General features: G+C 69.6%; 23 protein-coding genes. 16 read left to right on the forward strand and 7 right to left on the reverse strand.

Annotated elements, in window-relative coordinates; all coding sequences use genetic code 11:
- Positions 1-109 precede the first annotated feature (109 nt).
- Entirely contained in the window at positions 110-1,003 is an 894-nt protein-coding gene (locus Q344_RS26700; RefSeq protein ID WP_036539558.1) for a LysR substrate-binding domain-containing protein, read from the forward strand.
- Here Q344_RS26700 and Q344_RS0112195 read toward each other — a convergent pair.
- Positions 1,000-1,548 carry an ActR/PrrA/RegA family redox response regulator transcription factor gene (locus Q344_RS0112195; RefSeq protein ID WP_028286956.1) on the reverse strand — a complete coding sequence of 183 codons (549 nt, stop codon included), beginning with the start codon at positions 1,546-1,548 and terminating at the stop codon, positions 1,000-1,002. The two genes, Q344_RS26700 and Q344_RS0112195, sit on opposite strands and share 4 nt — an antisense overlap.
- Positions 1,549-1,704: 156 nt before the next feature.
- On the opposite strand from Q344_RS0112195, the gene regB reads away from it, so the two are divergent.
- From regB to Q344_RS0112240, 9 genes are all read left to right on the forward strand, one after another.
- On the forward strand, positions 1,705-3,099 hold the full coding sequence (gene regB / locus Q344_RS0112200; RefSeq protein ID WP_028286957.1) for a sensor histidine kinase RegB: 1,395 nt from the start codon (positions 1,705-1,707) through the stop codon (positions 3,097-3,099).
- 98 nt (positions 3,100-3,197) lie between these two features.
- Positions 3,198-4,688 carry a PAS-domain containing protein gene (locus Q344_RS23865; protein ID WP_051630595.1) on the forward strand — a complete coding sequence of 497 codons (1,491 nt, stop codon included), beginning with the start codon at positions 3,198-3,200 and terminating at the stop codon, positions 4,686-4,688.
- A gap of 39 nt (positions 4,689-4,727) precedes the next feature.
- On the forward strand, positions 4,728-5,204 hold the full coding sequence (gene tsaE / locus Q344_RS0112210) for a tRNA (adenosine(37)-N6)-threonylcarbamoyltransferase complex ATPase subunit type 1 TsaE (RefSeq protein WP_028286958.1): 477 nt from the start codon (positions 4,728-4,730) through the stop codon (positions 5,202-5,204).
- Entirely contained in the window at positions 5,194-6,225 is a 1,032-nt protein-coding gene (locus Q344_RS0112215; protein WP_028286959.1) for an aminoglycoside phosphotransferase family protein, read from the forward strand. The genes tsaE and Q344_RS0112215 overlap by 11 nt, the downstream gene beginning before the upstream one ends.
- Positions 6,201-6,893, forward strand: a complete 693-nt coding sequence (locus tag Q344_RS0112220) for a nucleotidyltransferase family protein (protein ID WP_028286960.1) — start codon at positions 6,201-6,203, stop codon at positions 6,891-6,893. The genes Q344_RS0112215 and Q344_RS0112220 overlap by 25 nt, the downstream gene beginning before the upstream one ends.
- A complete protein-coding gene (gene addB, locus Q344_RS0112225) occupies positions 6,886-9,819 on the forward strand; it encodes a double-strand break repair protein AddB (RefSeq protein ID WP_028286961.1) in 2,934 nt (977 codons plus the stop codon). The genes Q344_RS0112220 and addB overlap by 8 nt, the downstream gene beginning before the upstream one ends.
- Positions 9,816-13,178 carry a double-strand break repair helicase AddA gene (addA, locus tag Q344_RS0112230; protein WP_028286962.1) on the forward strand — a complete coding sequence of 1,121 codons (3,363 nt, stop codon included), beginning with the start codon at positions 9,816-9,818 and terminating at the stop codon, positions 13,176-13,178. Before addB ends, addA begins: the two co-directional genes overlap by 4 nt.
- Positions 13,179-13,238: 60 nt before the next feature.
- Positions 13,239-13,559 (forward strand): thioredoxin, encoded by a 321-nt coding sequence (trxA, locus tag Q344_RS0112235; protein ID WP_028286963.1) that lies wholly within the window; start codon positions 13,239-13,241, stop codon positions 13,557-13,559.
- A 93-nt stretch (positions 13,560-13,652) separates the two neighbouring features.
- Positions 13,653-14,042: a DUF1398 family protein gene (locus Q344_RS0112240; protein ID WP_084178397.1), complete on the forward strand. Its 390-nt coding sequence runs from the start codon at positions 13,653-13,655 to the stop codon at positions 14,040-14,042.
- Positions 14,043-14,045: 3 nt separating this feature from the next.
- On the opposite strand, the gene Q344_RS0112245 is transcribed toward Q344_RS0112240, so the two are convergent.
- Positions 14,046-14,945: a hypothetical protein gene (locus tag Q344_RS0112245; protein WP_028286965.1), complete on the reverse strand. Its 900-nt coding sequence runs from the start codon at positions 14,943-14,945 to the stop codon at positions 14,046-14,048.
- A 103-nt stretch (positions 14,946-15,048) separates the two neighbouring features.
- Here Q344_RS0112245 and hslV point away from each other — a divergent pair, with 103 nt between their 5' ends.
- A complete protein-coding gene (gene hslV, locus Q344_RS0112250; protein ID WP_028286966.1) occupies positions 15,049-15,606 on the forward strand; it encodes an ATP-dependent protease subunit HslV in 558 nt (185 codons plus the stop codon).
- Here the strand turns inward: hslV and Q344_RS0112255 are convergent.
- Entirely contained in the window at positions 15,603-15,890 is a 288-nt protein-coding gene (locus Q344_RS0112255; RefSeq protein ID WP_028286967.1) for a BrnA antitoxin family protein, read from the reverse strand. The two genes, hslV and Q344_RS0112255, sit on opposite strands and share 4 nt — an antisense overlap.
- Complete coding sequence (locus Q344_RS26795; RefSeq protein WP_028286968.1) at positions 15,826-16,143, reverse strand: BrnT family toxin; 318 nt, start codon at positions 16,141-16,143, stop codon at positions 15,826-15,828. The genes Q344_RS0112255 and Q344_RS26795 overlap by 65 nt, the downstream gene beginning before the upstream one ends.
- Positions 16,144-16,269: 126 nt before the next feature.
- Here Q344_RS26795 and hslU point away from each other — a divergent pair, with 126 nt between their 5' ends.
- The 4 genes from hslU (at position 16,270) to Q344_RS0112280 (ending at position 20,421) form a co-directional block, all read left to right on the forward strand.
- Positions 16,270-17,580, forward strand: a complete 1,311-nt coding sequence (hslU, locus tag Q344_RS0112265) for an ATP-dependent protease ATPase subunit HslU (protein WP_028286969.1) — start codon at positions 16,270-16,272, stop codon at positions 17,578-17,580.
- A gap of 67 nt (positions 17,581-17,647) precedes the next feature.
- Positions 17,648-17,932, forward strand: coding sequence for a hypothetical protein (locus Q344_RS0112270; RefSeq protein ID WP_028286970.1), 285 nt, complete (start codon positions 17,648-17,650; stop codon positions 17,930-17,932).
- Between the two features lie 39 nt (positions 17,933-17,971).
- The gene (locus Q344_RS0112275; RefSeq protein WP_028286971.1) at positions 17,972-19,198 is read left to right on the forward strand and encodes an MFS transporter; all 1,227 of its coding nucleotides are present in this window, start codon (positions 17,972-17,974) and stop codon (positions 19,196-19,198) included.
- A complete protein-coding gene (locus Q344_RS0112280; protein ID WP_028286972.1) occupies positions 19,195-20,421 on the forward strand; it encodes an MFS transporter in 1,227 nt (408 codons plus the stop codon). The genes Q344_RS0112275 and Q344_RS0112280 overlap by 4 nt, the downstream gene beginning before the upstream one ends.
- Here the strand turns inward: Q344_RS0112280 and Q344_RS0112285 are convergent.
- From Q344_RS0112285 to Q344_RS0112295, 3 genes are read right to left on the reverse strand one after another with little or no spacing between them, the layout of a single operon-like run.
- Entirely contained in the window at positions 20,404-20,997 is a 594-nt protein-coding gene (locus tag Q344_RS0112285; RefSeq protein ID WP_028286973.1) for a Smr/MutS family protein, read from the reverse strand. The two genes, Q344_RS0112280 and Q344_RS0112285, sit on opposite strands and share 18 nt — an antisense overlap.
- Entirely contained in the window at positions 20,994-21,998 is a 1,005-nt protein-coding gene (mltA, locus tag Q344_RS0112290; RefSeq protein ID WP_244881787.1) for a murein transglycosylase A, read from the reverse strand. Before mltA ends, Q344_RS0112285 begins: the two co-directional genes overlap by 4 nt.
- Before the next feature lie 38 nt (positions 21,999-22,036).
- Positions 22,037-22,696, reverse strand: a complete 660-nt coding sequence (locus Q344_RS0112295) for a Tim44/TimA family putative adaptor protein (RefSeq protein WP_028286975.1) — start codon at positions 22,694-22,696, stop codon at positions 22,037-22,039.
- 103 nt (positions 22,697-22,799) lie between these two features.
- Here Q344_RS0112295 and Q344_RS0112300 point away from each other — a divergent pair, with 103 nt between their 5' ends.
- Positions 22,800-23,324, forward strand: coding sequence for an FxsA family protein (locus Q344_RS0112300; protein ID WP_028286976.1), 525 nt, complete (start codon positions 22,800-22,802; stop codon positions 23,322-23,324).
- Positions 23,325-23,385: the final 61 nt, after the last annotated feature.

Raw genomic sequence — 23,385 nt, forward strand, 5'->3', positions numbered from 1 at the left:
GAGCATCATCTCTCTCCGCCGCATGAACACGGTTTCTATGGACATATAGGCCCGCAGGCGTCAGACACGGAGTCAGCAATTCTGCGCGATCCTTTAGTTCAGCTTGAAGATGCCCGATCCCGACTGGCGCCACCTGCCCTCTCTCTCCGCGCTGCGCGCCTTCGAGGCGACCGCACGGCTTGACGGGTTCTCGGCCGCGGCGCGGGCGCTGAACGTCACGCCCGCCGCCGTCGCCCAGCAGGTCCGCGGGCTGGAGGCCGACCTCGGCGTCGCGCTGGTGATCCGGCAGGGCCGCGGCCTGGTCCTCACCCCCGAGGGCGCCCGGCTCAGCGCGGCGCTGGCCGAAGGCTTCTCGACCATCGCCGGGGGCATCGACGCGCTCCGCCACGACGAGGCGCGGCGTTCGGTGCGGGTCTCGACCACGCAGGGCTTCGCGCAATGGCTGCTGATGCCCGCGCTCAGCCGCTTCTGGGACACCCACCCCGAGATCTCGGTCTCGCTCGACGTGACGTCGACGCTGGCGGAGCTCGGCACCGGGGGGATCGACCTCGCCATCCGCTCGGGCGCGCCGAACTTCTCCTGGCCCGACACCGAGGCGGAGCTGCTGATCCGCTCGCGCTATATCGTCGCCGCCGCGCCGCGGATCGCCGCGCAGGTCCGCTCCGCGGAGGATCTGGGCCACCTGCCGTGGATCCTCGAGCCGAGAAACACCGCCGAGGGGGGTCTGCTGGCGAAGCTGGGGCTGGACCGGGACGCGCTGAGGATCACCGAGATCGCGAGCCCGGTGCTCGAGGTCGGCTCCGCCGCGCAGGGCTACGGCCTGATGTTCGGGGTCAAGAGCATCCTGCAGCCCGAGCTTGACGCCGGCCGCCTCGTGGAGGTGCCGGTCGAAGGGCTGCCGGACGTGGGTTATTACATCGCCACGGCGCCGGGGCCCCGCCGGGCCCGGGTGCAGACCTTCATCGACTGGCTGAAGCGCGAGCTCGGCAGCGGGGCCGCCTAGCGCGGCGAGCGTTTCGCAAGGATGCGCTGCAGGGTCCGGCGGTGCATGTTCAGCCGCCGCGCGGTTTCCGAGACGTTGCGGTCGCACAGCTCATAGACCCGCTGGATGTGCTCCCACCGCACGCGGTCGGCGCTCATCGGGTTCTCGGGCGGCGGCGGCAGCGTGTCGCTTCGGGCCAGCAGCGCGTTGGTGATGTCGGTGGCGTCGGCGGGCTTCGACAGGTAATCGGTCGCGCCGATCTTCACCGCGGCCACCGCGGTCGCGATCGCGCCATAGCCTGTCAGCACCACGATCCGCGCATCGGGCCGCCGTTCGCGGATCGCCTCGACCACGTCCAGCCCGTTGCCGTCCCCCAGCCGCAGGTCGCAGACGGCATAGGCCGGCGGACGGGCGGTGGCGATGGCCTTGCCGGCGGCGACGGATTCGGCGGTCTCCACGGAAAAGCCGCGCTTTTCCATGGCCTTGGCCAGGCGTTTCAGAAAGGGCTCGTCATCGTCGACCAGCAGCAGCGACGGATCCGCGCCAAGATCAGGCTTGTCCGGCATCACACATGCTCCCTTGTCCCGATGGTGGGTCGAAGAGTCTTATCCCGCCCGCCACCCCCCGTCAAACACGGGCTCCCGCGGCCCGGCGTGCGCCATTGCACCGCGCGGGTCCGCTGGCTAGGCTTTCGGGCGCAAGAAGAAGGGCGGACCCGCCGCATGAGCCATCCCGACATCGGGCCCCTGAAGGGCCGCCAGCGCGGCAACTGGATCCGGCTGCGCACCATCATCCTGCTCCGCTGGGGCGCCATCGCGGGCCAGCTCTCGGCGCTGCTGGCGGCCGGGCAGATCTATGGCCTGCAACTGGAATACGGGCTGTGCTATCTCGTGGTCGGCGTCTCGATCGCGGGCAACCTGATCGCCACCGTCGCCTTCCCCGAAAGCAAGCGCCTGACCGAGGTCGAGAACCTCATGATGGTGCTCTTCGACCTGCTCCAGCTGTCGCTTCTGCTCTATCTCACCGGCGGGTTGCACAACCCGTTCTCGATCCTGATCGTCGGGCCGGTGACCGTGTCGGCCGCCGCGCTCTCGGCCCGGTCGGCGACCTTCGTCGGCCTGATCGCGATCACCGCCGCGACCCTGCTGGTGCCCTATCACCTGCCGCTGCTGACGGCCGACGGAAACGAGATCCTGGTCGCGGACGTCTTCGTCTTCGGCAGCTGGCTGGCCATCGTCATCGCGGTGATCTTCCTCGGGATCTATTCCCGCTGGATCGCGGCCGAGATGCACAACATGTCGGACGCCCTGCAGGCCACCCAGATGGCGCTGGCGCGCGAGCAGAAGCTCACCGACCTCGGCGGCGTCGTCGCCGCCGCCGCGCATGAGCTGGGCACGCCGCTGGCCACCATCAAGCTCACCGCCGCGGAACTGGCCGAGGATCTCGACGACCGCCCCGACATGCAGGAGGACGCCCGGCTCATCGCCCAGCAGGCCGACCGCTGCCGGGACATCCTGCGCTCGATGGGGCGCGCGGGGAAAGAGGACCTGCATCTGCAATCCGCGCCGCTGACCACCGTGGTGATGGAGGCCGCGGAGCCGCATCTCGACCGCGGCAAGCAGGTGCATTTCGAGGAAGGGCCCGCCCCGGGCCACGACGGCCCGCAGCCGGTGATCCTGCGCCGTCCCGAGGTGGTGCACGGGCTGCGCAACCTGATCCAGAACGCCGTCGATTTCGCCCGCGCGAACATCTGGATCGAGGCGCGCTGGACCGGCGACACGGTCTGGGTCCGGATCATGGACGACGGGCGGGGCTATTCGCCGCAGGTCATCGGGCGGATCGGCGATCCCTTCGTCCGGCGCCGGCGCGGCAACGGCGACAGCCAGCGGCCGGGCTACGAGGGGATGGGGCTGGGCCTTTTCATCGCCAAGACCCTGCTGGAACGCTCCGGGGCCGCGCTGACCTTTGCCAATGGCGCCGAGAAATACGAGGCGCCGGGGGAGTTTGCCGACCGCACCGGCGCCGTGGTCGAGGTGACATGGCCGCGCCGTAAGATCGACGCGGTGAAGGGCGACAACGCGATCCGCATGCGCGAGAACCGTCCGCTCGAAATCTGACCGCGGTGCGCGCCCTCCCGTCCCGGGCTTCATTAACACTTCGTTAACCGTTGGCGCGGCATCCTGCGGGCTGGGGATGCTGAACGGGAGAAGTCTGGATGGAGGTCCTCTCCTCGATCGCGCTGATCGTGGTGGCCTCTTTTCTTGCCGCCTTTTCAGCGCTTTATCTTGTGCACGCCATCGCCGGACGGCGTGGATACGCGACCGGCGGCGTGGCCCGCGAGGACCCGCAGCCGGACGACACGCCGATCGAGTTCCTCTTCCACAAGGACGAGATCCTTGATGTCTCCTCCTCGGGGGCGGACCTGCTCGAGACGGTGGATTACGGGACGTCGGACTGGCAGCGGATGCGCGATGTGCTCGCCCCGCGGTTCCACGATTTCCCGCAACGCCCGCCCACCGAGGGCAGCACCATCCTGCGCGCGGCCGACAGCGGCGACCGCGCCGAGGCACATATCGTCGCGCGGGACGGGGCCGTGCGGGTCCACGTCGTCGATGCCGGGCCGGTCAACCAGGCCGACCGCCACCTGCGGCGGACCTCCGAAAGCCGGATGCGTCGCTGGGAAGCCTCTGTCCGCCGCGCGCCCTCCCCGGTCTGGGGCTCGGACAGTCGAGGGCGCCTGCGCTGGACGAACGAAGCCTACCGACGTCTTGAGTCCGAGCTGGGCTCCGGGCACGGCGACGTCCTGGCCACCGGGCTGCCCATGCCCCGGGCCGAGGCGCCGGTGACGGCGCGGGTCGAGCTGCAGGCGACGCCGGAAACCCGCTGGTTCGATGTCACGATCCTGCGGGACGGCGAGAATTTCCTGCATTACGCGGTCGAGGTCACGGCGGTGGTCCGGGCCGAGATCGCGCAGCGCAACTTCATCCAGACGCTCACCAAGACCTTCGCCCTGCTCTCCACCGGGCTCGCGATCTTCGACCGGGACCGGCGGCTGTCGCTCTTCAACCCCGCCATCGTGGACCTGACCGGACTCGGCGCCGACTTCCTCAGCTCCCGCCCCTCGCTCTCGGCCTTCTTCGAGACCCTGCGCGAGGCGCGGATCATGCCCGAACCGAAGGATTTCAAGCGCTGGCGCGAGGCGATCTGGGACGTCGACACCCGCGCCGCCGAGGGCCGCTTCGAGGAAACCTGGACCCTGTCGACCGGCATCACCTACCGCGTGACCGGCCAGCCCTATCCCAATGGCGCCATCGCCTTCGTGATCGAGGACATCAGCGACGAGATCGGCATGTCCCGCCGCCTGAACGAATTCGTCAAACGCGCACAATCCGCGATGGATTGTTTCGAGGAAGGCGTCGCGGTCTTCTCGCCCGCCGCCAAGCTCGTCATGGCGAATGCCGCCTGTCACGAGCTCTGGGCGCACCAGCCCGCGCTCGGCAGCACCGTGGTCGAGGTGACCCGCCGCTGGCAGGCAGGGACCGAGCCCTCGCCGATCTGGGGCGAAGTGCGCGATTTCGTGTCCGATTTCGGCGCACGCGCCGAATGGGACGGCGAGGTGCAGATGAACGACGGACGCCGCCTGCGCTGCCGCTTCGCGCCGCTCGCGGACGGCTCCACCCTGATGGGCTTCCAGCCGTTGCACTGAGCCTTGCGGCGGCCCGCGCTGCCGCCATACTCTGGCGGAATGGGGCAGTTCTCCGTCACGCATGACTTCACCTCGGAAGAGGACACCTGCCGGGCGGCCGCCCGGCTGGCGCCGCTTCTGCGGCCCGGTCATGTGATCCTGCTGGAAGGCGGCATCGGGGCCGGCAAGACACATTTCGCCCGCTGCCTGATCCGCGCCGTGCTCGCCGTACCCGAAGACGTCCCCTCGCCCACCTTCACGCTGGTGCAGACCTACGACACCGCGCATGGCGAGATGTGGCATTCCGACCTCTACCGTCTGGGCCATCCGGACGACGTCATCGAACTGGGCCTGGCCGAGGCCTTCGAAAGCGCGATCTGCCTTGTCGAATGGCCCGACCGGCTGGGCGAGCTCACGCCGCCGGGGGCGCTGCACATGGGCTTTTCGGTTGTCGGCGACTCCGCCCGCGAGATAGTCATGCGCGCAGACGAGACCCCCTGGCGGGACATTTTGAAAGAGGCCGGACTTGACCGATAGAGACGAGGCCTGCGCGCGGTTCCTCGCCGCGCAGGGCCATGCGGAGACCCCGCGCCACCCGGTGTCCGGCGACGCCTCGAACCGCCGCTACGAGCGGCTCGGGACGGGGGCGGGCAGCGTGATCCTGATGGACGCCCCGCCGGACAAGGGCGAGGACGTGCGTCCCTTCATCCGCATCGCGGCGCACCTGCGCACCGCCGGCCTCGCCGCGCCCGAGATCCGCGCGGCCGACGAGGAGCAAGGGTTCCTGCTGCTCGAGGACCTCGGCGACGACCTGTTCGCCCGCGTGCTGGCGCCGCTCTCCGGCGCAGCGCTGGAAGAGGCGGAAATGCGTCTCTATTCCGGGGCGATCGATGTTCTGGCCGCCCTCCACAAGGTCCCGCTGCCGGAGGGGGTCGCGCCCTACGACGCCGCGGTGATGACCGACATGGCCGCCCTCGCCTTCGACTGGTATCTCGCCGGGACCGACGGGACCGACCCGGACGCGCGCGCCGCCTTCCACGCCGCGATGCGGGCCGAGCTGGATACGCTCGACGCGCCCTCGGTGCTGATCCTGCGCGACTATCACGCCGAGAACCTGCTCTGGATGCCCGGGCGCACCGGGCTCGCCCGGATCGGCCTGCTGGACTTCCAGGACGCCATGGCGGGGCACCCGGCCTATGATCTCGTGTCTCTCCTGCAGGACGCAAGGCGCGACGTTTCCCCCGGGTTAGAGACGCAGATGATCGCCCGCTACTGCGCCGCCACCGGGACCGAGGCCGAGGCCTTCACCCGTGCCTACCACCTGCTCGGGCTGCAACGGAACCTGCGCATCACCGGCGTCTTCGCCCGGCTCTGCCTGCGCGACGGCAAGCGCCACTACCCCGACCTGATCCCGCGCGTCTGGGGCCATGTCCTCAAGGACCTCGCCCGGCCCGAGCTGGCGCATCTTGCCCCGCTCGTCACCGGCGTGCTTCCCGAACCCACGGCCGAGCGCCTTCAATCCCTCAAGGACCAATGCCGCAGCAAGCCGACAGCCTGATGATCTTCGCCGCCGGGTTCGGAACCCGGATGGGCGCGCTGACCGCGACGCGGCCGAAGCCGCTGATCGAGGTCGCGGGCCGTCCGCTGATCGACCGCGCGCTGGCGCGGGCGGAAGAGGCGGGCATCGCCCGCATCGTCGTGAACACGCATTACCTGGGCGACCGGATCGCCGATCATCTGCACGGCCGGAACGTCGCGATCTCGCATGAATGGCCCGAGATCCTCGACACCGGCGGCGGGCTGCGCCAGGCGCTGCCGATGCTGGGAGACGGGCCGGTCATGACGCTGAACCCCGATGTGATCTGGGCCGGGCCGAACCCGCTGGCGCTGCTGCGGGACGCCTGGGATCCGGCGAAGATGGACGCGCTTCTTCTTTGTCTCGCGCCGCATCACGCCATCGGCCGCAAGGGCGGCGGCGATTTCACCCTCGGCGCCGACGGCACCCTCACGCGGAAGGGCGACGTCATCTACGGCGGCGCGCAGATGCTCGACCCCGCCGGGCTGCACGACATCCCGGACAGGGCCTTCTCGCTCAACCGCCTCTGGGACCGGATGATCGACGACGGGCGGCTCTACGGCGTGCTCTATCCCGGCACATGGTGCGACATCGGCCACCCCGAGGGGATCGCGCTGGCCGAGAAGATGCTCGCGCAGGCCGATGTTTGACCCCCTGCCCCATCCGCGCCTCTTCGGCATGCCGCCCGGCGCCGATTTCCCGGCGGCGCTGGTCGATCACCTGCGCGCCGCCCATGCGGACCGCCCGCCGCAGGATCTGGCCCGCGTCCGGCTGATCGTGAACACGCGCCGGATGGCCCGGCGGATCCGCGACCTCTTCGACCAGGGCCCGGCGCTGCTGCTGCCCCGGATCGAGCTGATCACCGACCTCGGGCAATCGCATCACCTCGCCGAGGTGCCCGAGGCCGTCCCTGCCCTGCGCCGGCGGCTCGAACTGGTGGAACTGATCTCGGCCCTGCTCGACGCCGAGCCCGACCTCGCCCCGCGCGCGGCGCTCTACGACCTGGCCGACAGCCTGGCCCGGGTGCTGGACGAGATGAACGGCGAAGGCGTCGCCCCCGAGGTGCTGGAGGCGCTCGACGTCAGCGACATGTCCGGCCACTGGGCCCGCGCGCTGCGCTTCCTGACCATCGCCCGCCGCTTTCAGGACGACGGCGAAGCCCGGCTCGACACCGAGGCACGGCAACGGCTGGTGACCCAGATGACACTCGCCGCATGGGCCGAGGATCCGCCGCAGGACCCGATTATCCTGGCCGGCTCCACGGGATCGCGCGGCTCCACGAACCTGCTCATGCAGGGGGTCGCCCGGCTGCCGCAGGGCGCGGTGGTCCTGCCCGGCTTCGATTTCGAAATGCCCGAAGATGTCTGGAACAGGCTCGATTCCGCGCTCACCGGCGAGGATCACCCCCAGTTCCGCTTCGCCCGTCTGCTCGCGGGGCTCGGCATGACCCCCGCCGAGGTGCTGGCATGGCCCGGCGCGACCTCTCCCTCCGTCGCGCGCAACCGCGCCGTGTCGCTCGCGCTGCGCCCGGCGCCTGTCACCCACCAGTGGATGAACGAGGGGCCGCAGCTGACGGGCCTCACCGGCGCGATGGAGAACGTGACCCTGCTCGAGGCGCCCTCGGCCCGGGCCGAGGCGCTGGCCATCGCCATGCGGATGCGGCAGGCCGCCGAGGACGGCGTGACCGCCGCGCTCATCACCCCCGACCGGATGCTGACACGGCAGGTGTCGGCGGCGCTCGACCGCTGGGACATCGTGCCGGACGATTCCGGCGGCCAGCCGCTCCAGCTTTCGCCGCCGGGGCGCTTCCTGCGCCATGTCGCGGACCTGTTCTCCACCCGGGTGACGGCGGAATCGCTGCTGACGCTGCTGAAGCACCCGCTCACCCATTCCGCCGTGAAGCGCGGACCGCACCTCCTGCTGTCCCGCGCGCTCGAACTGCGCCTGCGCCGCAAGGGCCCGCCCTTCCCGACAGCTGACTCGCTCCGGGCCTTCGCCGCGGCGCACAGGGATGACATGGCCGGCCCTTGGGCCGAGTGGATCATCGCCACCTTCCTCGGCCGGGAACGCCCCGAGAAGGTGCCGCTGGCCGAGCGGGTGGCCGACCACCTCGCGCTGGCCGAACGGATCGCGGGCGGGCATCTCGATCCCGGGCCGGGCAAGCTCTGGGAAGAGCGGGGCGGCGTCAAGGCGGCCGAGACGATGGACGAGCTGCGCCGCGAATCCGTGCACGGCGGATCCATCGACGCGCGCGATTATGCGACCCTGTTCAACGCGGTTCTGGGCCGGGCCGAGGTGCGCGACCCCGACAGCGGACATGCCGGCGTGCTGGTCTGGGGCACGCTCGAGGCGCGGGTGCAGGGGGCCGACCTCGTGATCCTCGGCGGGCTGAACGAAGGCGCGTGGCCCGAACTGCCGCCGCCCGATCCCTGGCTGAACCGCGAGATGCGGCACAAGGCCGGGATGCTGGTGCCCGAACGCAAGATCGGCCTCTCCGCCCATGATTTCCAGCAGGCGATCGCGGCGAAGGAGGTCTGGCTGACCCGCTCGATCCGCACCCAGGATGCCGAGACGGTGCCCTCGCGCTGGATCTCGCGGCTGACGAACCTGCTGGGCGGGCTGCCCGGCGAAGGGCAGGCGGCGCTCTCCGAGATGCGGGCGCGCGGTGCGGCCTGGGTGGCGCGGGCCCGCACGCTCGAGGCCGTCGCCCGGATCGACCCGGCGCCCCGGCCGGCCCCGCGCCCGCCCCGGGCGGCCCGGCCCGACCGGCTGTCGGTGACCGAGATCCAGCGGCTGATCCGCGATCCCTACGCGGTCTACGCGCGCCGGGTTCTGCGGCTGGAACCCCTTGATCCGCTTATGAAACTGCCCGACGCCCTGCTGCGCGGCACGGTGCTGCACGAGGTGCTGGAGCATTTCGTGAAGGAGACGCGCGACGATCCGGCCGCCCGCACCGCCGAGAGGCTGCTCGCGCTCTGCGACGCGGTGCTGTCGCGCGAGGTGCCCTGGGCCGAGGCGCGGCATCTCTGGCGGGCGCGGATGGCCCGCGTCGCCGGCGGTTTCCTCGCCGACGAGCTGCAGCGGCGCGAGCGCGGCGATCCCGTCGGCTTCGAGGTCAAGGGCCGGGCCGAGATCGCCGGGCTGGGCTTCACCCTGACCGCCAAGGCCGACCGGATCGACCTCGACGCCAACGGCAATGCGCTGCTCTACGATTACAAGACCGGCGCGCCGCCGGGCGAGAAGAAGCAGATCCATTTCGACCGGCAGCTCCTGCTCTCTGCCGCCATTGCCGAGCGCGGCGGGTTCGAGACCGTCGAACCGCGGCTGGTGGTCGGCGCCGCCTACATCGGCCTTGGCGCCAGCGCGGGCGAGGTTCCGGCGCCGCTGGACAAGATCCCGCCCGGCAAGGCGTGGGAAGATTTCTGCGCCCTGATCAGTGCCTATTACGAGGAAACGCAGGGGTTCACCGCGCGCCGGGCGATGTTCTCGAAGGCCGATACGGGCGATTACGACCAGCTGGCACGGTTCGGCGAATGGGACGTGACCACGGGCCCGGACCGGAGGGAGGTGCGATGATCCGCGACGACGCCACCGAGCGGCAGGTCCGCGCCGCCGCGCCGGACCGCTCCACCTGGCTGTCGGCGAATGCGGGTTCGGGCAAGACGCGGGTGCTGACAGACCGGGTGGCGCGTCTGCTGCTGTCGGACGTGGAGCCGCAGCACATCCTCTGCCTGACCTACACCAAGGCCGCCGCCTCCGAGATGCAGAACCGGCTGTTCAAGCGGCTCGGCGAATGGGCGATGAAGGAGGACGACGCGCTCAGGGCCGAGCTTCGGGGGCTGGGCGCCGAGGGTCCGTTCGACCTGGAGAACGCCCGCACGCTCTTTGCCCGCGCGATCGAGACGCCGGGCGGGCTGAAGATCCAGACCATCCACTCCTTCTGCGCGGCGCTCCTGCGGCGCTTCCCGCTCGAGGCCGGGGTCAGCCCGCAATTCGCCGAGGCCGAGGACAGGGCGACCGCGCTCCTGCGGGCCGAGATCGTGGAGGCGATGGCCGAGGGCGACGAGGCGCCGCTGGTGGCCGAGATGGCGCGCCACCTGACGGACGAGAGCTTCGACGACATCAGCCGCGATGTGACGGCGCACGCCGCCGCCTTCCGCGATCCCCTGCCGGATGCGGAACTGGCGCGGCTCTTCGGCCTGCCCTCGGGCTTCGACCACGACCAGCTGCTGCGGGCGGCGTTCCCGACCGGCTGCGAGGATGTGCTGCCGCCGCTTGTCGCCGGGCTGATGCGGGGGTCCTCGACCGATGCGAAGAACGGCGAGAAACTCTCGGGGCTGGAGGTGCCGTCCCTGGCCGCGCTGCCGGTGCTCGAGGGGGTCTTCCTGTCCGGCAAGGGTGCGAAAGAGCCGTTTGCCGCCAAGTCGGGCTCATTTCCGACGAAGAAGACGCAGGCCGAGCTTGCCGACCTGATGCCCGCCGTCGAGGACTGGATGCGCGCGATCGAGGCGGCGCGCAACCTTCGCCTCGGGCTTGCCGCCGCCGAACGGATGCGGGCGCTGCACGGCTTCGCGCAGGCCTTCGTCCGGCGCTATGAACACGCCAAGCAGCAGCGCGGCTGGCTCGACTTCAACGACCTGATCCTGCGCGCCCGCGACCTGCTGAGCGATCCGGCGGTGGCGGCCTGGGTGCTGTTCCGGCTCGACGGCGGGATCGACCACATCCTGGTGGACGAGGCGCAGGACACCAGCCCCGAGCAATGGGAGGTGATCGAGCGGCTGGCGCGGGAATTCACCTCGGGCGAGGGCGCGCGGGCGGACCGGGTGCGGACCATCTTCGTCGTGGGCGACAAGAAGCAGTCGATCTATTCCTTCCAGGGCGCCGACCCGCGGGAATTCGACCGGATGCGCGCCGATTTCGCGACGCGGCTCGAGCCGTCGGCGAGCCCGCTGCAGGTCCTTGAGCTGGCCTATTCCTTCCGCTCGGCCCCCGCGATCCTGTCGCTTGTCGATACCGTCTTCACCGGGCGCGAGAGGGCGGGCTTCGGCGGGGAGGAGCCGCACCGCGCCTTCAAGACCGCGATGCCGGGGCGGGTCGATCTCTGGCCCGTGGTCGAGAAGGCCGAAAGCCCCGAGGATCAGGACTGGACCGATCCCGTGGACCAGCTGGGACAGGACGACCACCGGGTGACGCTGGCCCGGAGGATCGCCGCCGAGATCGGGGCGATGATCGCGCGGAAAGAGCCTGTTCCGGCAGAAATCGGCCATTCCGGCAGCTTCGGGATGCGCCCCGTCCGGGCCGGGGATTTCCTGATCCTGGTGCAGCGGCGGTCGGATCTGTTCCACGAGATCATCCTGGCCTGCAAGGAGCAGGGCCTGCCGATCGCGGGGGCCGACCGGCTGAAGGTCGGCGGCGAGCTTGCGGTGCGGGACATCGCGGCGCTCCTGTCCTTCCTCGCCACGCCCGAGGACGAGCTGTCGCTCGCCGTCGCGCTGAAGTCGCCGCTGTTCGGCTGGGACGAGCAGATGCTCTTCGACCTCGCCCACAAGCGCGGCGACCGGCCGCTCTGGCCAGCGCTGCGGGACCGGCGCGCCGCGCATCCCGAAACCCTCGCGGTGCTGGACGACCTGCGGCTTCAGGTCGATTACCTGCGGCCCTACGAGTTGATCGAACGGATCCTCACCCGTCACGACGGCCGCCGCAAGCTGCTCGCCCGGCTCGGGGACGAGGCCGAGGACGGGATCGATGCGCTTCTCTCGCAGGCGCTGGCCTATGAACGCAGCGCGGTGCCGAGCCTGACGGGGTTCCTCGTCTGGATGGAGACCGACGACCTGGAGATCAAGCGCCAGCTCGACAGCGCGGGCGACCGGATCCGGGTGATGACGGTGCATGGCTCCAAGGGTCTGGAATCGCCCATCGTGGTGCTGCCCGACTGCGCCCAGAGGCGGGAGAGCGCGACCGACCGGCTGCTGCCGCTCGACGGGCGGATGGTCTGGGGCACCCGCGCCGAAGAGACGCCCGCCGCGCTGGCCGCCGCCCGCAATGCGCTGGTGGAGGCGCGGCGGGACGAACGCGACCGGCTGCTCTACGTCGCCCTGACCCGGGCCGAGAAATGGCTGATCGTCGCAGCGGCGGGCGATCTGGGCAAGGACGGCGCGGCGTGGCACGACCGGGTGCGCGTCGGGATGGAGAGCCTCGGCGCCGGAACCGCGGAGATGCCGACGGGGCAGGGGCTGCGGCTGGAAAGCGGCGACTGGGGCGGCCCGGCCGAGGCCGTCGCGCCCGGGGACACGCCCGCGACCGAGGCGCTGCCGGCTTTCTACGGCACGCCCGCGGTGATGCCCGAACGCTTCGCGACGCTCAGCCCCTCGGACCTGGGTGGGGCGAAGGCGCTGCCGGGCGAGGCGGGGCTGGACGAGGCGCAGGCCAAGCGGCGCGGGCGTCAGGTGCACCGGCTGCTGGAACATCTGCCGGGCCGGGACCCGTCCGACTGGCCCGAAACGGCGGCCCGCCTGCTGCGCTCCGGGCTCGATGCCGCGGGCGAGGCCGAGGTGGCGCTGCTGCTGGACGAGGCGCGGCGGGTGCTGTCGAAGCCCGAGCTCGCGCCGCTCTTCTCGGGCGAGGCGTTGGCCGAGGTTCCGGTCTCGGCCGAGGTCGGGCTGAAGAAACGGCTGCACGGGGTGATCGACCGGCTGATCCTGTCCGACGACCACGTGCTGGCAGTGGATTTCAAGACCAACGCGGTGGTTCCCGACGGTATCTCCGACGTGCCCGAGGGCCTGCTGCGCCAGATGGGCGCCTATGCGCTGGCGCTGGAACAGGTGTTCCCGGGAAGGCGCATCGAGGTCGCGATCCTCTGGACCCGGACGGCCACGCTCATGCGTCTGCCGCACGATATTGTGACGGCCGCGCTTTCCTCAACAAGGTCTGCTTGACGCCTCTGGGGGGGATGCCTACGTTTGAGGCCGACACATTCCCGAGCCAGGAGCATACCAATGGCGACCGTAGCCGTGACGGACGATACGTTCGAGGCCGAAGTGATCAAATCCGACAAGCCCGTTGTCGTGGACATCTGGGCCGAGTGGTGCGGACCCTGCAAGCAGATCGGTCCCTCGCTGGAAGAGCTGTCCGAAGAGATGGGCGACCAGGTGAAGATCGTGAAGGTCGACGCCGACACGAACCCGCAATCGGTCATGTCGATGGGTGTGCGCGGGATCCCTGCGCTGTTCATCTTCAAGGACGGCCAGATCATCTCGAACCGCACCGGCGCCGCCCCGAAGGCCGCGCTGCAGAGCTGGATCGCCGAGTCGATCTGAGCTCACGCGGAAGTTCCTCGAAACGGGCGCCCCGGGGCGCCCGTTTTCGTTCGGGGGGCTTCTGATGCGGCCAGGCGTGCCTATCTCGATGGCATGAACACAGCATTCACCATGGCCGATATCGAGAAGGCGCACGCGGTCGTCGACCCCGATGGCGTGAACGATTACCTCTCCGCGCTGCGGCAGCTCGGCGTCGCCTATTACGTCAGCCACATCTGCGACGGTCATTCGGATTTCTACGACGCGGCGGGCAACAAGCTTTCGACGGCGCCGATCCACGACCGCCTGACGGTGGCCGAGCAGGTCGATCCGAAAGCCGCGAAGCTGGCGCTCGGCCAGCACGGGCGGGGCGAGACGGATTACCTGACCTTCGCGCGGCAACTGGCCGATGCGGGGATCGAGACCTGGCTGATGGACCCCCGGGCGCGCACCTGCACCTTCTGCTGCCGGGCCGGGGAAAAGCTTTTCTCCGCGCCGCTCTAGGCGCTAGACCGGCCAGCCGCCGCGCCGGAGCGCCTCGGCGATCTTCGCATCGGCCTCGGGACGGCCCGCGTTGATCGACATGATCTGCCAGAACCAGTGGATGTAGCCATCGTAATCCGGCTGCATGTCCAGCACGCGGGCGAAGGCCCCGGCCTCGCCCAGCGTGAGGACATTCGCCGCGATGTGGTGGAAATCGATCCGGGCGAACAGCACGCAGGGCTTGTGGAAGAAGAACCCGTTGAAGGCGGCCGAGGAATTCTCGGTCACCACGTAGTCGCAGGCGAGCAGGTGGCGGTGCATCTCTCCGGTCTCGACCGACAGCCGCGGTTCATCCCAGGCGAGGCGTTCCAGCGCCTTGAGGTCGGCGGCGTCGTAATCTTCGGACGGGTGCAGGGTGGCGATCACGTTGCGCGCCGGATCGTGCCGCAGCACCGACCGGACCATGTCGATGGGCGCGCAGAACTGGAACGACCGGTGGTCCCGGATCCGGCCCTGCAGCGGCACGTAGACATAGCCCGCCCGCACCGCCTGCGCCGCGCCGAAAAGCCGGTCGCGCCAGTACTCCGCAAACCGCCGGGCGCCGGGCGCGCCGCCGGGAAACCCGGCCTCTGCGACCCGCCAGCGCCAGCGTTCGGCGTAGGGCTCGATGGCCCAGAACGGGTAGTGATAGACCCGTCGCACGGTGAGCGCCCGGTCATGGGTCGGCGGGTCCATGTGGAAGAGGTCATAGCCGTCCTCCACCGCCGCGGCGCGCCGGGTGCGCTCGTCGTTCGGTACCAGCGTGACATGCAGCCCCGCGGCTTCGCAGACCGTCTTGATCCGGTTCAGGAAATTGTGCCGCCCCTCGGCCGTGCTGGCGAGGAGATCGGGATCGAGGTGGAAGCGCACGTCGGCGGATTGCATGAGCGGACGCTAGACCCGGTCCGGGGGAACGGCAAGAGCGCGCGCCCTTGTCCCGCACGGGGGCAGGGGACATATAGGCCCGGAACGGACAAAGGAGAACTTCATGGCTGACGCGTCATTCCCGGGCTGGCACGGCACGACGATCATCGGGGTCCGCAAGGGCGGCAAGGTGGTGATCGCTGGCGACGGGCAGGTCTCGATGGGCGACACCGTGATGAAGGGCACCGCCCGCAAGGTGCGGCGGCTGTCTCCGGGGGGCTACGAGGTGGTGGCGGGCTTCGCCGGCTCCACCGCCGATGCCTTCGCGCTGCTGGAACGGCTCGAGGCGAAGCTCGAGGCGACGCCGGGGCAGCTGGCCCGGGCAAGCGTGGAACTGGCGAAGGACTGGCGGACGGACAAGTACCTGCAGAAGCTCGAGGCGATGCTGATCGTCACGGATGGCAAGGATCTGCTGGTGATCACCGGTGCGGGCGACGTGCTGGAGCCCGAACATGACGTGACCGCCATCGGCTCGGGCGGCAATTACGCGCTCGCCGCGGCGCGGGCGCTGATCGAGACCGACAAGGACGCCGAAGAGATCGCGCGCACGGCGATGAAGATCGCTTCCGACATCTGCGTCTACACAAACGGCAACCTGACGGTGGAAACCATCACGGCCTAGCCGGGCTTCTTCGCCTCCATGTAGGCGCGGAGCACGGCGTTCATCCGGGTCTGGTAACCGGGACCCTCGGCCTTGAAGAAGGCGAGCACGTCCTGATCCACCCGGAGCGAGATCGCCTGCTTGGGTTGCGGGATCACGAGAACGGCGGAGTCCCAGTCGAGTTCGAAATCGTCCTCGTCCTCGCCTTCGAACGGCCCCGCCGCGCGGACCCGGTCCCAGTCAGTCTCGCCCTTGAGCTCCATCGCCTCTTCCAGCGATATACGCCCGATACGCTCTTTCTTCATTCCGCCTCATCCTCCTGGCCGTGATCAGCCGGATCTTCTTGCCCCGGTGGGTATAGACGACGGCGACTTCTACATCGTCCAGAATACCCAGCGCTATGAACCGCACCTCGACATCACTGCGGGCGGCGATGATCATGTGCCGACGCCCGAAGAGCGAGCCCGCATCCGCAAGGTCGAACCCGTGCTTCCCAAGCACCAGCCGCCGTTTGTCTTCGTCCCATTCGAACATGCGCCGCCCCTTCGGCGACCACATTCGACGTGCATGGTTAAAGACGAGCTAACCCCGCAGCGCATACACATCCTGTATATACACGACCCACCCCCTTCAATCCAGCCCCCCGAATGCGTATCTGTCCCGGGAACCTGAAGAGGACACCAAATGACCGACCTGACCCCGCGCGAGATCGTCTCCGAGCTCGACCGCTTCATCATCGGCCAGAAGGACGCCAAGCGCGCCGTGGCCGTGGCCCTGCGGAACCGCTGGCGGCGCAAGCAGCTCTCGGACGACCTGCGCGACGAAGTCTATCCCAAGAACATCCTGATGATCGGCCCCACGGGCGTCGGCAAGACCGAGATCTCGCGCCGGCTGGCCAAGCTCGCCCGCGCGCCCTTCATCAAGGTCGAGGCAACCAAGTTCACCGAGGTCGGCTATGTCGGCCGCGACGTGGAGCAGATCGTCCGCGACCTCGTCGACAGCGCGATGGCGCAGACCCGCGAGTACATGCGCGAGGACGTGAAGGCGAATGCCCACCAGGCCGCCGAGGACCGGGTGATCGAGGCGATCGCCGGCAAGGACGCCCGCGAGGGCACGCGCGAGATGTTCCGCAAGAAGCTGCGCAGCGGCGAACTGGACGAGGAGGAGATCGAGATCGAGATCGCCGACACCTCGAACCCGCTCGGCATGATGGACATCCCCGGCCAGCCCGGCGGCGGGCAGATGGGCATGATGAACCTCGGCGACATCTTCGGGAAGGCCTTCGGCGGCCGGAAGGTCAGCAAGAAGGTCAAGGTCCGCGACAGCTACGAGATCCTGATCGGGGAAGAGGCCGACAAGCTGCTCGACGACGAGACGGTGAAGCTGGCCGCGCTGAAATCGGTCGAGGAGAACGGCATCGTCTTCCTCGACGAGATCGACAAGGTCTGCGCCCGCGCGGAAACCCGCGGCGGCGATGTCTCGCGCGAGGGCGTGCAGCGCGACCTGCTGCCGCTGATCGAGGGGACGACCGTCAGCACCAAGCACGGGCCGGTGAAGACCGACCATATCCTCTTCATCGCCAGCGGCGCCTTCCACATCGCGAAACCCTCGGACCTGCTGCCCGAGCTTCAGGGCCGTCTGCCGATCCGGGTGGAGCTGCGCGCCCTGACCGAGGCGGATTTCGTTCGCATCCTGACCGAGACGGACAACGCCCTGACACTGCAGTATTCGGCCCTGATGGGGACCGAGAACGTCGATGTCAGCTTCACCGAGGACGGGATCGCCGCCATCGCCAAGATCGCCGCGGACGTGAACGGCACGGTGGAGAATATCGGCGCGCGGCGGCTCTACACGATCATCGAGCGGGTGTTCGAGGAGCTCTCCTTCACCGCCCCCGACCGGGCGGGCGAGACGATCTCGATCGACCGGGCCTTCGTGGAAGAGAACGTCGGCAAGCTGGCCGCCAGCGTGGACGTCTCGCGCTACGTGCTGTGACGCACGGCTTGCCAGCCGCCTGCGCCCTCCGACATAAGGGGGCGCAGGACCGCAGGGGGGCGATGCGATGAAACGGCTGTTCCGGGTCGCGGGCTATCCCGCCGTGCTCGTCTTCCTCTGCGCGGGCATCGCGGCGGCGGTGCTGGCCTTCGGATCGCTCCGGCTTCTGACCTCGGGCCTGTCCCTGATGCGCATGGTGCAGGAACAGGGCTGGCCCGTGCTGACGCAGGAGGGCTGGCCGCAGCCGTTCCGGGTCGCGGGCTTCGGGGTCATCGCGCTGTCCGCCTTCCTCGTCTTCCGGATCTGCGAGACCGAGCTGGTCGCGCGCTACCGCGACTGGCAGGACCGATAGCGCTTTTCTTTCCGCGGGAACTGCGGAACAGATGGCGGCATGGCTCTTCTCGCCTTTCTCCGCACCAATGCCGCCTGGCTGTCCGCCGGCGCCCTGCTGACCTTCCTGTCGAGTTTCGGCCAGACCTTCTTCATCTCCGTCTTCGCCGGCCGCATCCGCGAGGAGTTCGGCCTCGGCCTCGGCGATTGGGGGCTGATCTACACCGTGGGCACCGGCGCCTCGGCCGTGGTGATGGTCTGGTCGGGCGGTCTGACCGACAGGTTCCGGGCGCGGACGCTGGCGGTGGTGGTGCTGAGCATGCTCGCGCTCGCCTGTGTCGCGATGAGCCTGGCCACCAGCGTCGTCGTGCTGACGGGCGTGATCTTCCTGTTGCGCTTCACCGGGCAGGGCATGACCTCGCACATCGCGATCGTCGCCATGTCGCGCTGGTTCGTGGCGACCCGGGGGCGGGCGCTCTCCATCGCCACCATGGGCTTCGCCCTGGGCGAGGCGTTCCTGCCGCTGATCTTCGTCGCGCTGCTGGCCACGGCCGAGTGGCGGATGCTCTGGCTGGCGGCGGCGGTGATCGTGCTGGTCGGGCTCGGGGTCGTGCTGCTTCTGCTCCGGACCGAGCGGACGCCGCAATCGGTGGCCGAGACCAATGCGAGCACCGGGATGGAGGGGCGGCACTGGACCCGGGCCGAGGCGCTGCGCCACTGGCTCTTCTGGCTGGTGGTGCCGGTGATCTCGGGCCCGCCGGCCTTCGTCACGACCTTCTTCTTCCACCAGGTCTATTTTGCCGAGGTGAAGGGATGGCCGCTGTTCAGCCAGGTCTCGCTCTACCCGGCCTACACGCTCTTCGGGCTGCTGATGGTCTTCGGCTGGGGCGCCGCGCTGGACCGGACGGGGACGGGGCGGCTCCTGCCCTTTGCCTACCTGCCGATCTCGGTCGCCTTCCTGATCTTCGGCACGGCGCAGAGCCTCGGGGTCGTCGCGCTCGGCCTCGGGTTCATGGCGGTGACGGTGGGCGCCCAGTCGACCCTGCCGATGGCCTTCTGGGCCGAGTATTTCGGCACCCGCCACATCGGCTCGATCAAGGCCGCGGCGGCGGCGGCGATGGTCATGGGCTCGGCGCTCGGACCGGGGGTGACGGGCGTGCTGATCGACGCGGGCATCGGGATCCAGTCCCTCTACCTCGGGATCGCGGGGTGGTTCCTTATCTCGAGCGGGGCGATGGCGCTCGGCATGAAACGCGCGCAGGCGCTGATGCCGCGGGCGGCGGGATGAGGGCCTATCTCTCCTTCCTCCGCAGCAACGCGCCATGGCTCGGTGCGGGGTTCCTGCTGATCTTCATGTCGGGGATCGCGCAGACCTCCTTCGTGGCGATCTTCGCCGGCGTCATCCGGGCCGAGTTCGGGCTGAGCCACGGCCAATGGGGCGGGCTCTATTCGCTGGCGACGGCGCTGTCGGCGGTGCTGATGCTGATCTTCGGCGGGGTGGCCGACCGGTTCGGCGCCCGCTGGCTGGGCACGGCCGTGCTTCTGGGGCTGGCGGCGGGGTGCCTCTTCCTGTCGCTCTCGCAGGGGCTGATCGCGCTGGCCGGATCGCTCTTCGTGATCCGCTTCCTCGGCCTCGGCATGGCGTCCCATGTCGCGCTCGTCGCCACCGGGCGCTGGTTCAGCCGGACCCGCGGCAAGGCGGTGGCGGTGGTGCTCTCGGGCTTCGCGGTCTCCGAGGCGGTGCTGCCGGTGCTCTTCGTCGCCGCGCTCGAGATGACGGACTGGCGGCGCCTCTGGCAGATCGTCGCGCTGCTCATCCTGGCCGGGGCGATCCTCCTGCCGCTCGTGCTGCGCGGAGAGCGGATCCCCGCGGGCGACGAGGTCTCGGGCGAACAGACGGGGATGGGCGGCCTGCACTGGACCCGGGGCGCGGCGCTCAGGCACTGGCTGTTCTGGCTGATCGCGCCCTCGGTGCTGGTGATGCCGATGGCGATCTCGACCTTCTTCTTCCAGCAGGTCCATTACGCGGGCCTCGCGGGGGTCGAGCACATCGCGCTGGTCGCGCTCTTCCCGCCGTTCACGGTGGCGCTGTCGCTCTGGTCCTTCTTCTGGGGCTGGGCGGTGGACCGCTGGGGCACGGCCACGATCTTCCCCTTTTCGCTGCTGCCCGCGGCGCTCGGGTTCGGGGTCTTCGCCAGCCTGAGCGGCCTTCCCGCCATCGCCTTCGGCATGCTCTGCGTGGCGGTCAGCTTCGCGGCGCAGGACACGTTGCGGACGGCGTTCTGGCCGGAATATTACGGCACGCGGCACCTGGGCAGCATCAAGTCGGTGGCGATGGCGGTGATCGTGATGGGCACCGCGCTCGGCCCGGGGATCAGCGGCGTGCTGATCGACCTCGGCATCAGCCTGCGGGTGCAGTTCGCGGTGCTGGTGGTGCTGTTTCTGGCCGCGAGCGTCGGGATCCGGATCGGCCTGACCCGCGCGCGGCCGCTGCTAGCGGTGCCGGCGTAGATAGACGTAATAGGCCCCGCCGCCGCCATGGCGCAGATGCGCGGGCGTCACCTGCAGGACGATCCCCGAGAGCGGCGGCATCGAGAGCCAGTGCGGCACCTGGTGCCGCAGCACGCCGCGGCGCACCGGCATGATGTCGCCCTCGTCGCTGTCGCGGCCCTTGCCGGTGATGACCAGCACCAGCCGCTTGTCCTCGCGGTGCGCGCGCAGGACGAAACCCGTCAGGGCGGTATGGGCCCGGTCCTGGGTCATGCCGTGCAGGTCGATCCGCGCCTCGGGCTTCAGCTTGCCGCGCTTCAACTTGTCATGCGCCTTGCGGTCCATCCGCACCGGCGCGCCGGTCAGCTGATCCTGGATCGGGCGCAAGAGGTCATGCGATCCGCCCCGGTCGCGCGAGGACTGGCCGATGGCGAAATCGGTCAGCGGCTCGGGCGGGGGCGGGGCGGGCTTGGCCTTGCGCGGGGCGGTCTGGGAGATCTCGGGCATCCGGGCCTTGCGCTCGGGATGCATCCGCTCGGTCGTGCGCGCCACCTTGCGCCAGAGCTCGGCCTCATCGGGCCGGACCTTGCGGCTCATCCGCTCACCTCGTCCAGCATGGCATAGGCCCGCTGGATCGGCATCAGCACGATCATCCGGCCGCCGTCCCTCAGCCGCCCGGCCGCGCGGCCGGCGGCGTCCCCGGTGCCGAAGAACACATCGGCCCGCTGCGCGCCCTTGATGGCCGAGCCGGTGTCCTGCGCGATCATCAGCCGGCGCATCGGGCCCTCGCCTTCCTTCTCGATCCAGACCGGCGCGCCGAGCGGGACGTAGGCAGGATCGACCGCAACGGTCCTGAGCGGCGTGACCGACCGGTTCATCGCGCCGAGCGGGCCCTTGTCGGCGGGAACGTGGCTCACCTCGCGGAAGAACACGAAGGAGGGGTTGTGCATCAGGAGCTCGAACCCTTCCTCGGGATTCCGGCGGACCCAGTTGCGGATCACCTGTGCCGAGACCTGGTGCGGCTCGTAGACCCCCATCCGGACAAGCTCCTGCCCGATCGAGCGGTAGGGATGGCCGTTCGCCCCGGCATAGCCCACCCGGATCGCGCCGCCCTCGGCCAGCCGGATCCGGCCGGAGCCCTGGATCTGCAGGAAGAACAGCTCGACCGGGTCGTCGACCCAGGCGATCTCGAGACCGCGTTCGGCCAGCAGCCCTTCCTCGACGATCTCGCGGCGGGTCAGGAACGGGCCCTCCGCCGCCTCCTCGGGCATGGCGTAGACCGGGAAGCGGTGCACGTCGTCGGGGGTGAGGGATCCGTCGAGCTCGGGCTCGAAATACCCGGTGAAGAGGCCGGGCGCGCCGTCCTCGATCAGCACCGGGCGGAAGAAGAGCTCGAAGAAGGTCCGGGCCGAGCCCTGGTCGGCCGCGGCCCTGCAGAGCGCCCGCCAGTCGGGGGCCGCCATGTCGCCGCAGGTGGAAAGGAAGACGTCCAGCGCCGCCTGGTGATCGTCGCCCTCCCAGCCGTCGAGCTGGGAGAAGTCGAGGATCGTGCGGGTCACGTCCGGCCCGATGTCGTCACCCGACGCCGCGCCGGTCATCAGCAGGCCTGCCGCCAGGGCCGCAAGCCACCGCCAGGTCATTCGCCGGTGGCGACCAGCTGCCAGTTGGGGTTGTCCGACCCCATCTTGCGGGCAAAGGTCCAGACGTCGCGCTGCGTCTTGATCTCGCCCGGCGTGCCTTCGATCACATCGCCGCCGCGGTCGCGCACGACCGAGGTCAGCTGCCCGGTGAAGCGCACGGTCAGTTCCGCCTCGGAGGTCGCCTCGTCATAGGTGGCGTCGTTCAGGGCGGTCTCGCGCACGCCGAGGAATTCGGCCTCGACATGGATGCCCTGCTCTTCGCGGGCGTTCACCACCTCGGCGAAGCTCGCGTAGACGTCATCGGACAGGAACGGCTTTATCTCGGCCAGATCGCCGCTTTCGAAGCCCATCAGGATCATTTCGTAGGCGCCCTTCGCCCCGCCGAGGAACTCTCCGACGTTGAACGAGGGCTCGACGCGCTTCATCTGCGCCAGAGCGCGTGCGGCGTCGGAGCCCTCTTCCACGTGGTCGGTGATGTCGAGGTCCGGGCCGCCTTCGATCACGTCGAAGTTACGCGGACGGCCGACCGGCGCCTCGCCGCGCGGGGGCAGGGGCTTCTCGAATCCTTCCCGGGTGCCGAGGACCGAACGTAGCCGCAGGATCAGGAATACTGCGATTCCGGCCAGCACGAGTAGCTGAAGGATGGGCGAATTCATGCGGGTCCTCTTTGGCAGGGCATGGCAAGATCGTCGTGTCCTTCCTATGTAGGAGTTCACCGGTGCCGAGTCCACCGCGCCACAGACGAAGGAGAGCGGCCCCATGTGGTTGTTACTGGCTTTTATCATCGTCCCCATGATCGAGATCGGCCTGTTCATCCAGGTCGGGGGCGTCATCGGGTTGTGGTGGACGCTGGCCATCGTGCTCGTGACCGCGGTCGTGGGCACATGGATGGTCAAGCAGCAGGGCCGCCACGTGCTGGACAAGATCCGCCGGTCCTTCAATGAATTGTCCGACCCGTCCGAGCCGCTGGCCGAGGGCGCGATGATCCTCTTCTCGGGCGCGCTCCTGCTGACGCCCGGGTTCTTCACCGACACCGTCGGCCTTCTGCTCCTGCTGCCCCCGGTGCGGCACTGGGCGTTCCGTGTGGCGAAGCGTCACGTCAGGATCCAGTCGATGAGCTACACCGCCACCACGTCCCGTCCCGGGCCCGGCCCGCAGCGGCCCCGCCGCCCGCACGATCCCGGCGTGATCGACGGCGACTACACCGAGGTCGACCAGGGCTTCGACGAGCTCGACCCGCCGAAGCGCCCGACGCACCGGCCCTCGGAATGGACCAGGCATTGAGGCGACACGGTGATGCTGCTAGGAACCTGCGGGACTTTGCCTAGCACCCGTTTGGAGATCC

The sequence above is a fragment of the Pseudooceanicola nanhaiensis DSM 18065 genome (genome assembly GCF_000688295.1).
GTDB lineage: Bacteria > Pseudomonadota > Alphaproteobacteria > Rhodobacterales > Rhodobacteraceae > Pseudooceanicola > Pseudooceanicola nanhaiensis.

Excerpts from the sequence above, each read along its gene's own strand:
- Q344_RS26700 (WP_036539558.1), top strand. The coding sequence starts at position 110 with ATGCCCGATCCCGACTGGCGCCACCTGCCCTCTCTCTCCGCGCTGCGC.
- Q344_RS0112195 (WP_028286956.1), bottom strand. The coding sequence starts at position 1,548 with ATGCCGGACAAGCCTGATCTTGGCGCGGATCCGTCGCTGCTGCTGGTC.
- regB (WP_028286957.1), top strand. The coding sequence starts at position 1,705 with ATGAGCCATCCCGACATCGGGCCCCTGAAGGGCCGCCAGCGCGGCAAC.
- Q344_RS23865 (WP_051630595.1), top strand. The coding sequence starts at position 3,198 with ATGGAGGTCCTCTCCTCGATCGCGCTGATCGTGGTGGCCTCTTTTCTT.
- tsaE (WP_028286958.1), top strand. The coding sequence starts at position 4,728 with ATGGGGCAGTTCTCCGTCACGCATGACTTCACCTCGGAAGAGGACACC.
- Q344_RS0112220 (WP_028286960.1), top strand. The coding sequence starts at position 6,201 with ATGCCGCAGCAAGCCGACAGCCTGATGATCTTCGCCGCCGGGTTCGGA.
- addB (WP_028286961.1), top strand. The coding sequence starts at position 6,886 with ATGTTTGACCCCCTGCCCCATCCGCGCCTCTTCGGCATGCCGCCCGGC.
- addA (WP_028286962.1), top strand. The coding sequence starts at position 9,816 with ATGATCCGCGACGACGCCACCGAGCGGCAGGTCCGCGCCGCCGCGCCG.
- trxA (WP_028286963.1), top strand. The coding sequence starts at position 13,239 with ATGGCGACCGTAGCCGTGACGGACGATACGTTCGAGGCCGAAGTGATC.
- Q344_RS0112240 (WP_084178397.1), top strand. The coding sequence starts at position 13,653 with ATGAACACAGCATTCACCATGGCCGATATCGAGAAGGCGCACGCGGTC.
- Q344_RS0112245 (WP_028286965.1), bottom strand. The coding sequence starts at position 14,945 with ATGCAATCCGCCGACGTGCGCTTCCACCTCGATCCCGATCTCCTCGCC.
- hslV (WP_028286966.1), top strand. The coding sequence starts at position 15,049 with ATGGCTGACGCGTCATTCCCGGGCTGGCACGGCACGACGATCATCGGG.
- Q344_RS0112255 (WP_028286967.1), bottom strand. The coding sequence starts at position 15,890 with ATGAAGAAAGAGCGTATCGGGCGTATATCGCTGGAAGAGGCGATGGAG.
- Q344_RS26795 (WP_028286968.1), bottom strand. The coding sequence starts at position 16,143 with ATGTGGTCGCCGAAGGGGCGGCGCATGTTCGAATGGGACGAAGACAAA.
- hslU (WP_028286969.1), top strand. The coding sequence starts at position 16,270 with ATGACCGACCTGACCCCGCGCGAGATCGTCTCCGAGCTCGACCGCTTC.
- Q344_RS0112270 (WP_028286970.1), top strand. The coding sequence starts at position 17,648 with ATGAAACGGCTGTTCCGGGTCGCGGGCTATCCCGCCGTGCTCGTCTTC.
- Q344_RS0112275 (WP_028286971.1), top strand. The coding sequence starts at position 17,972 with ATGGCTCTTCTCGCCTTTCTCCGCACCAATGCCGCCTGGCTGTCCGCC.
- Q344_RS0112280 (WP_028286972.1), top strand. The coding sequence starts at position 19,195 with ATGAGGGCCTATCTCTCCTTCCTCCGCAGCAACGCGCCATGGCTCGGT.
- Q344_RS0112285 (WP_028286973.1), bottom strand. The coding sequence starts at position 20,997 with ATGAGCCGCAAGGTCCGGCCCGATGAGGCCGAGCTCTGGCGCAAGGTG.
- mltA (WP_244881787.1), bottom strand. The coding sequence starts at position 21,998 with ATGACCGGCGCGGCGTCGGGTGACGACATCGGGCCGGACGTGACCCGC.
- Q344_RS0112295 (WP_028286975.1), bottom strand. The coding sequence starts at position 22,696 with ATGAATTCGCCCATCCTTCAGCTACTCGTGCTGGCCGGAATCGCAGTA.
- Q344_RS0112300 (WP_028286976.1), top strand. The coding sequence starts at position 22,800 with ATGTGGTTGTTACTGGCTTTTATCATCGTCCCCATGATCGAGATCGGC.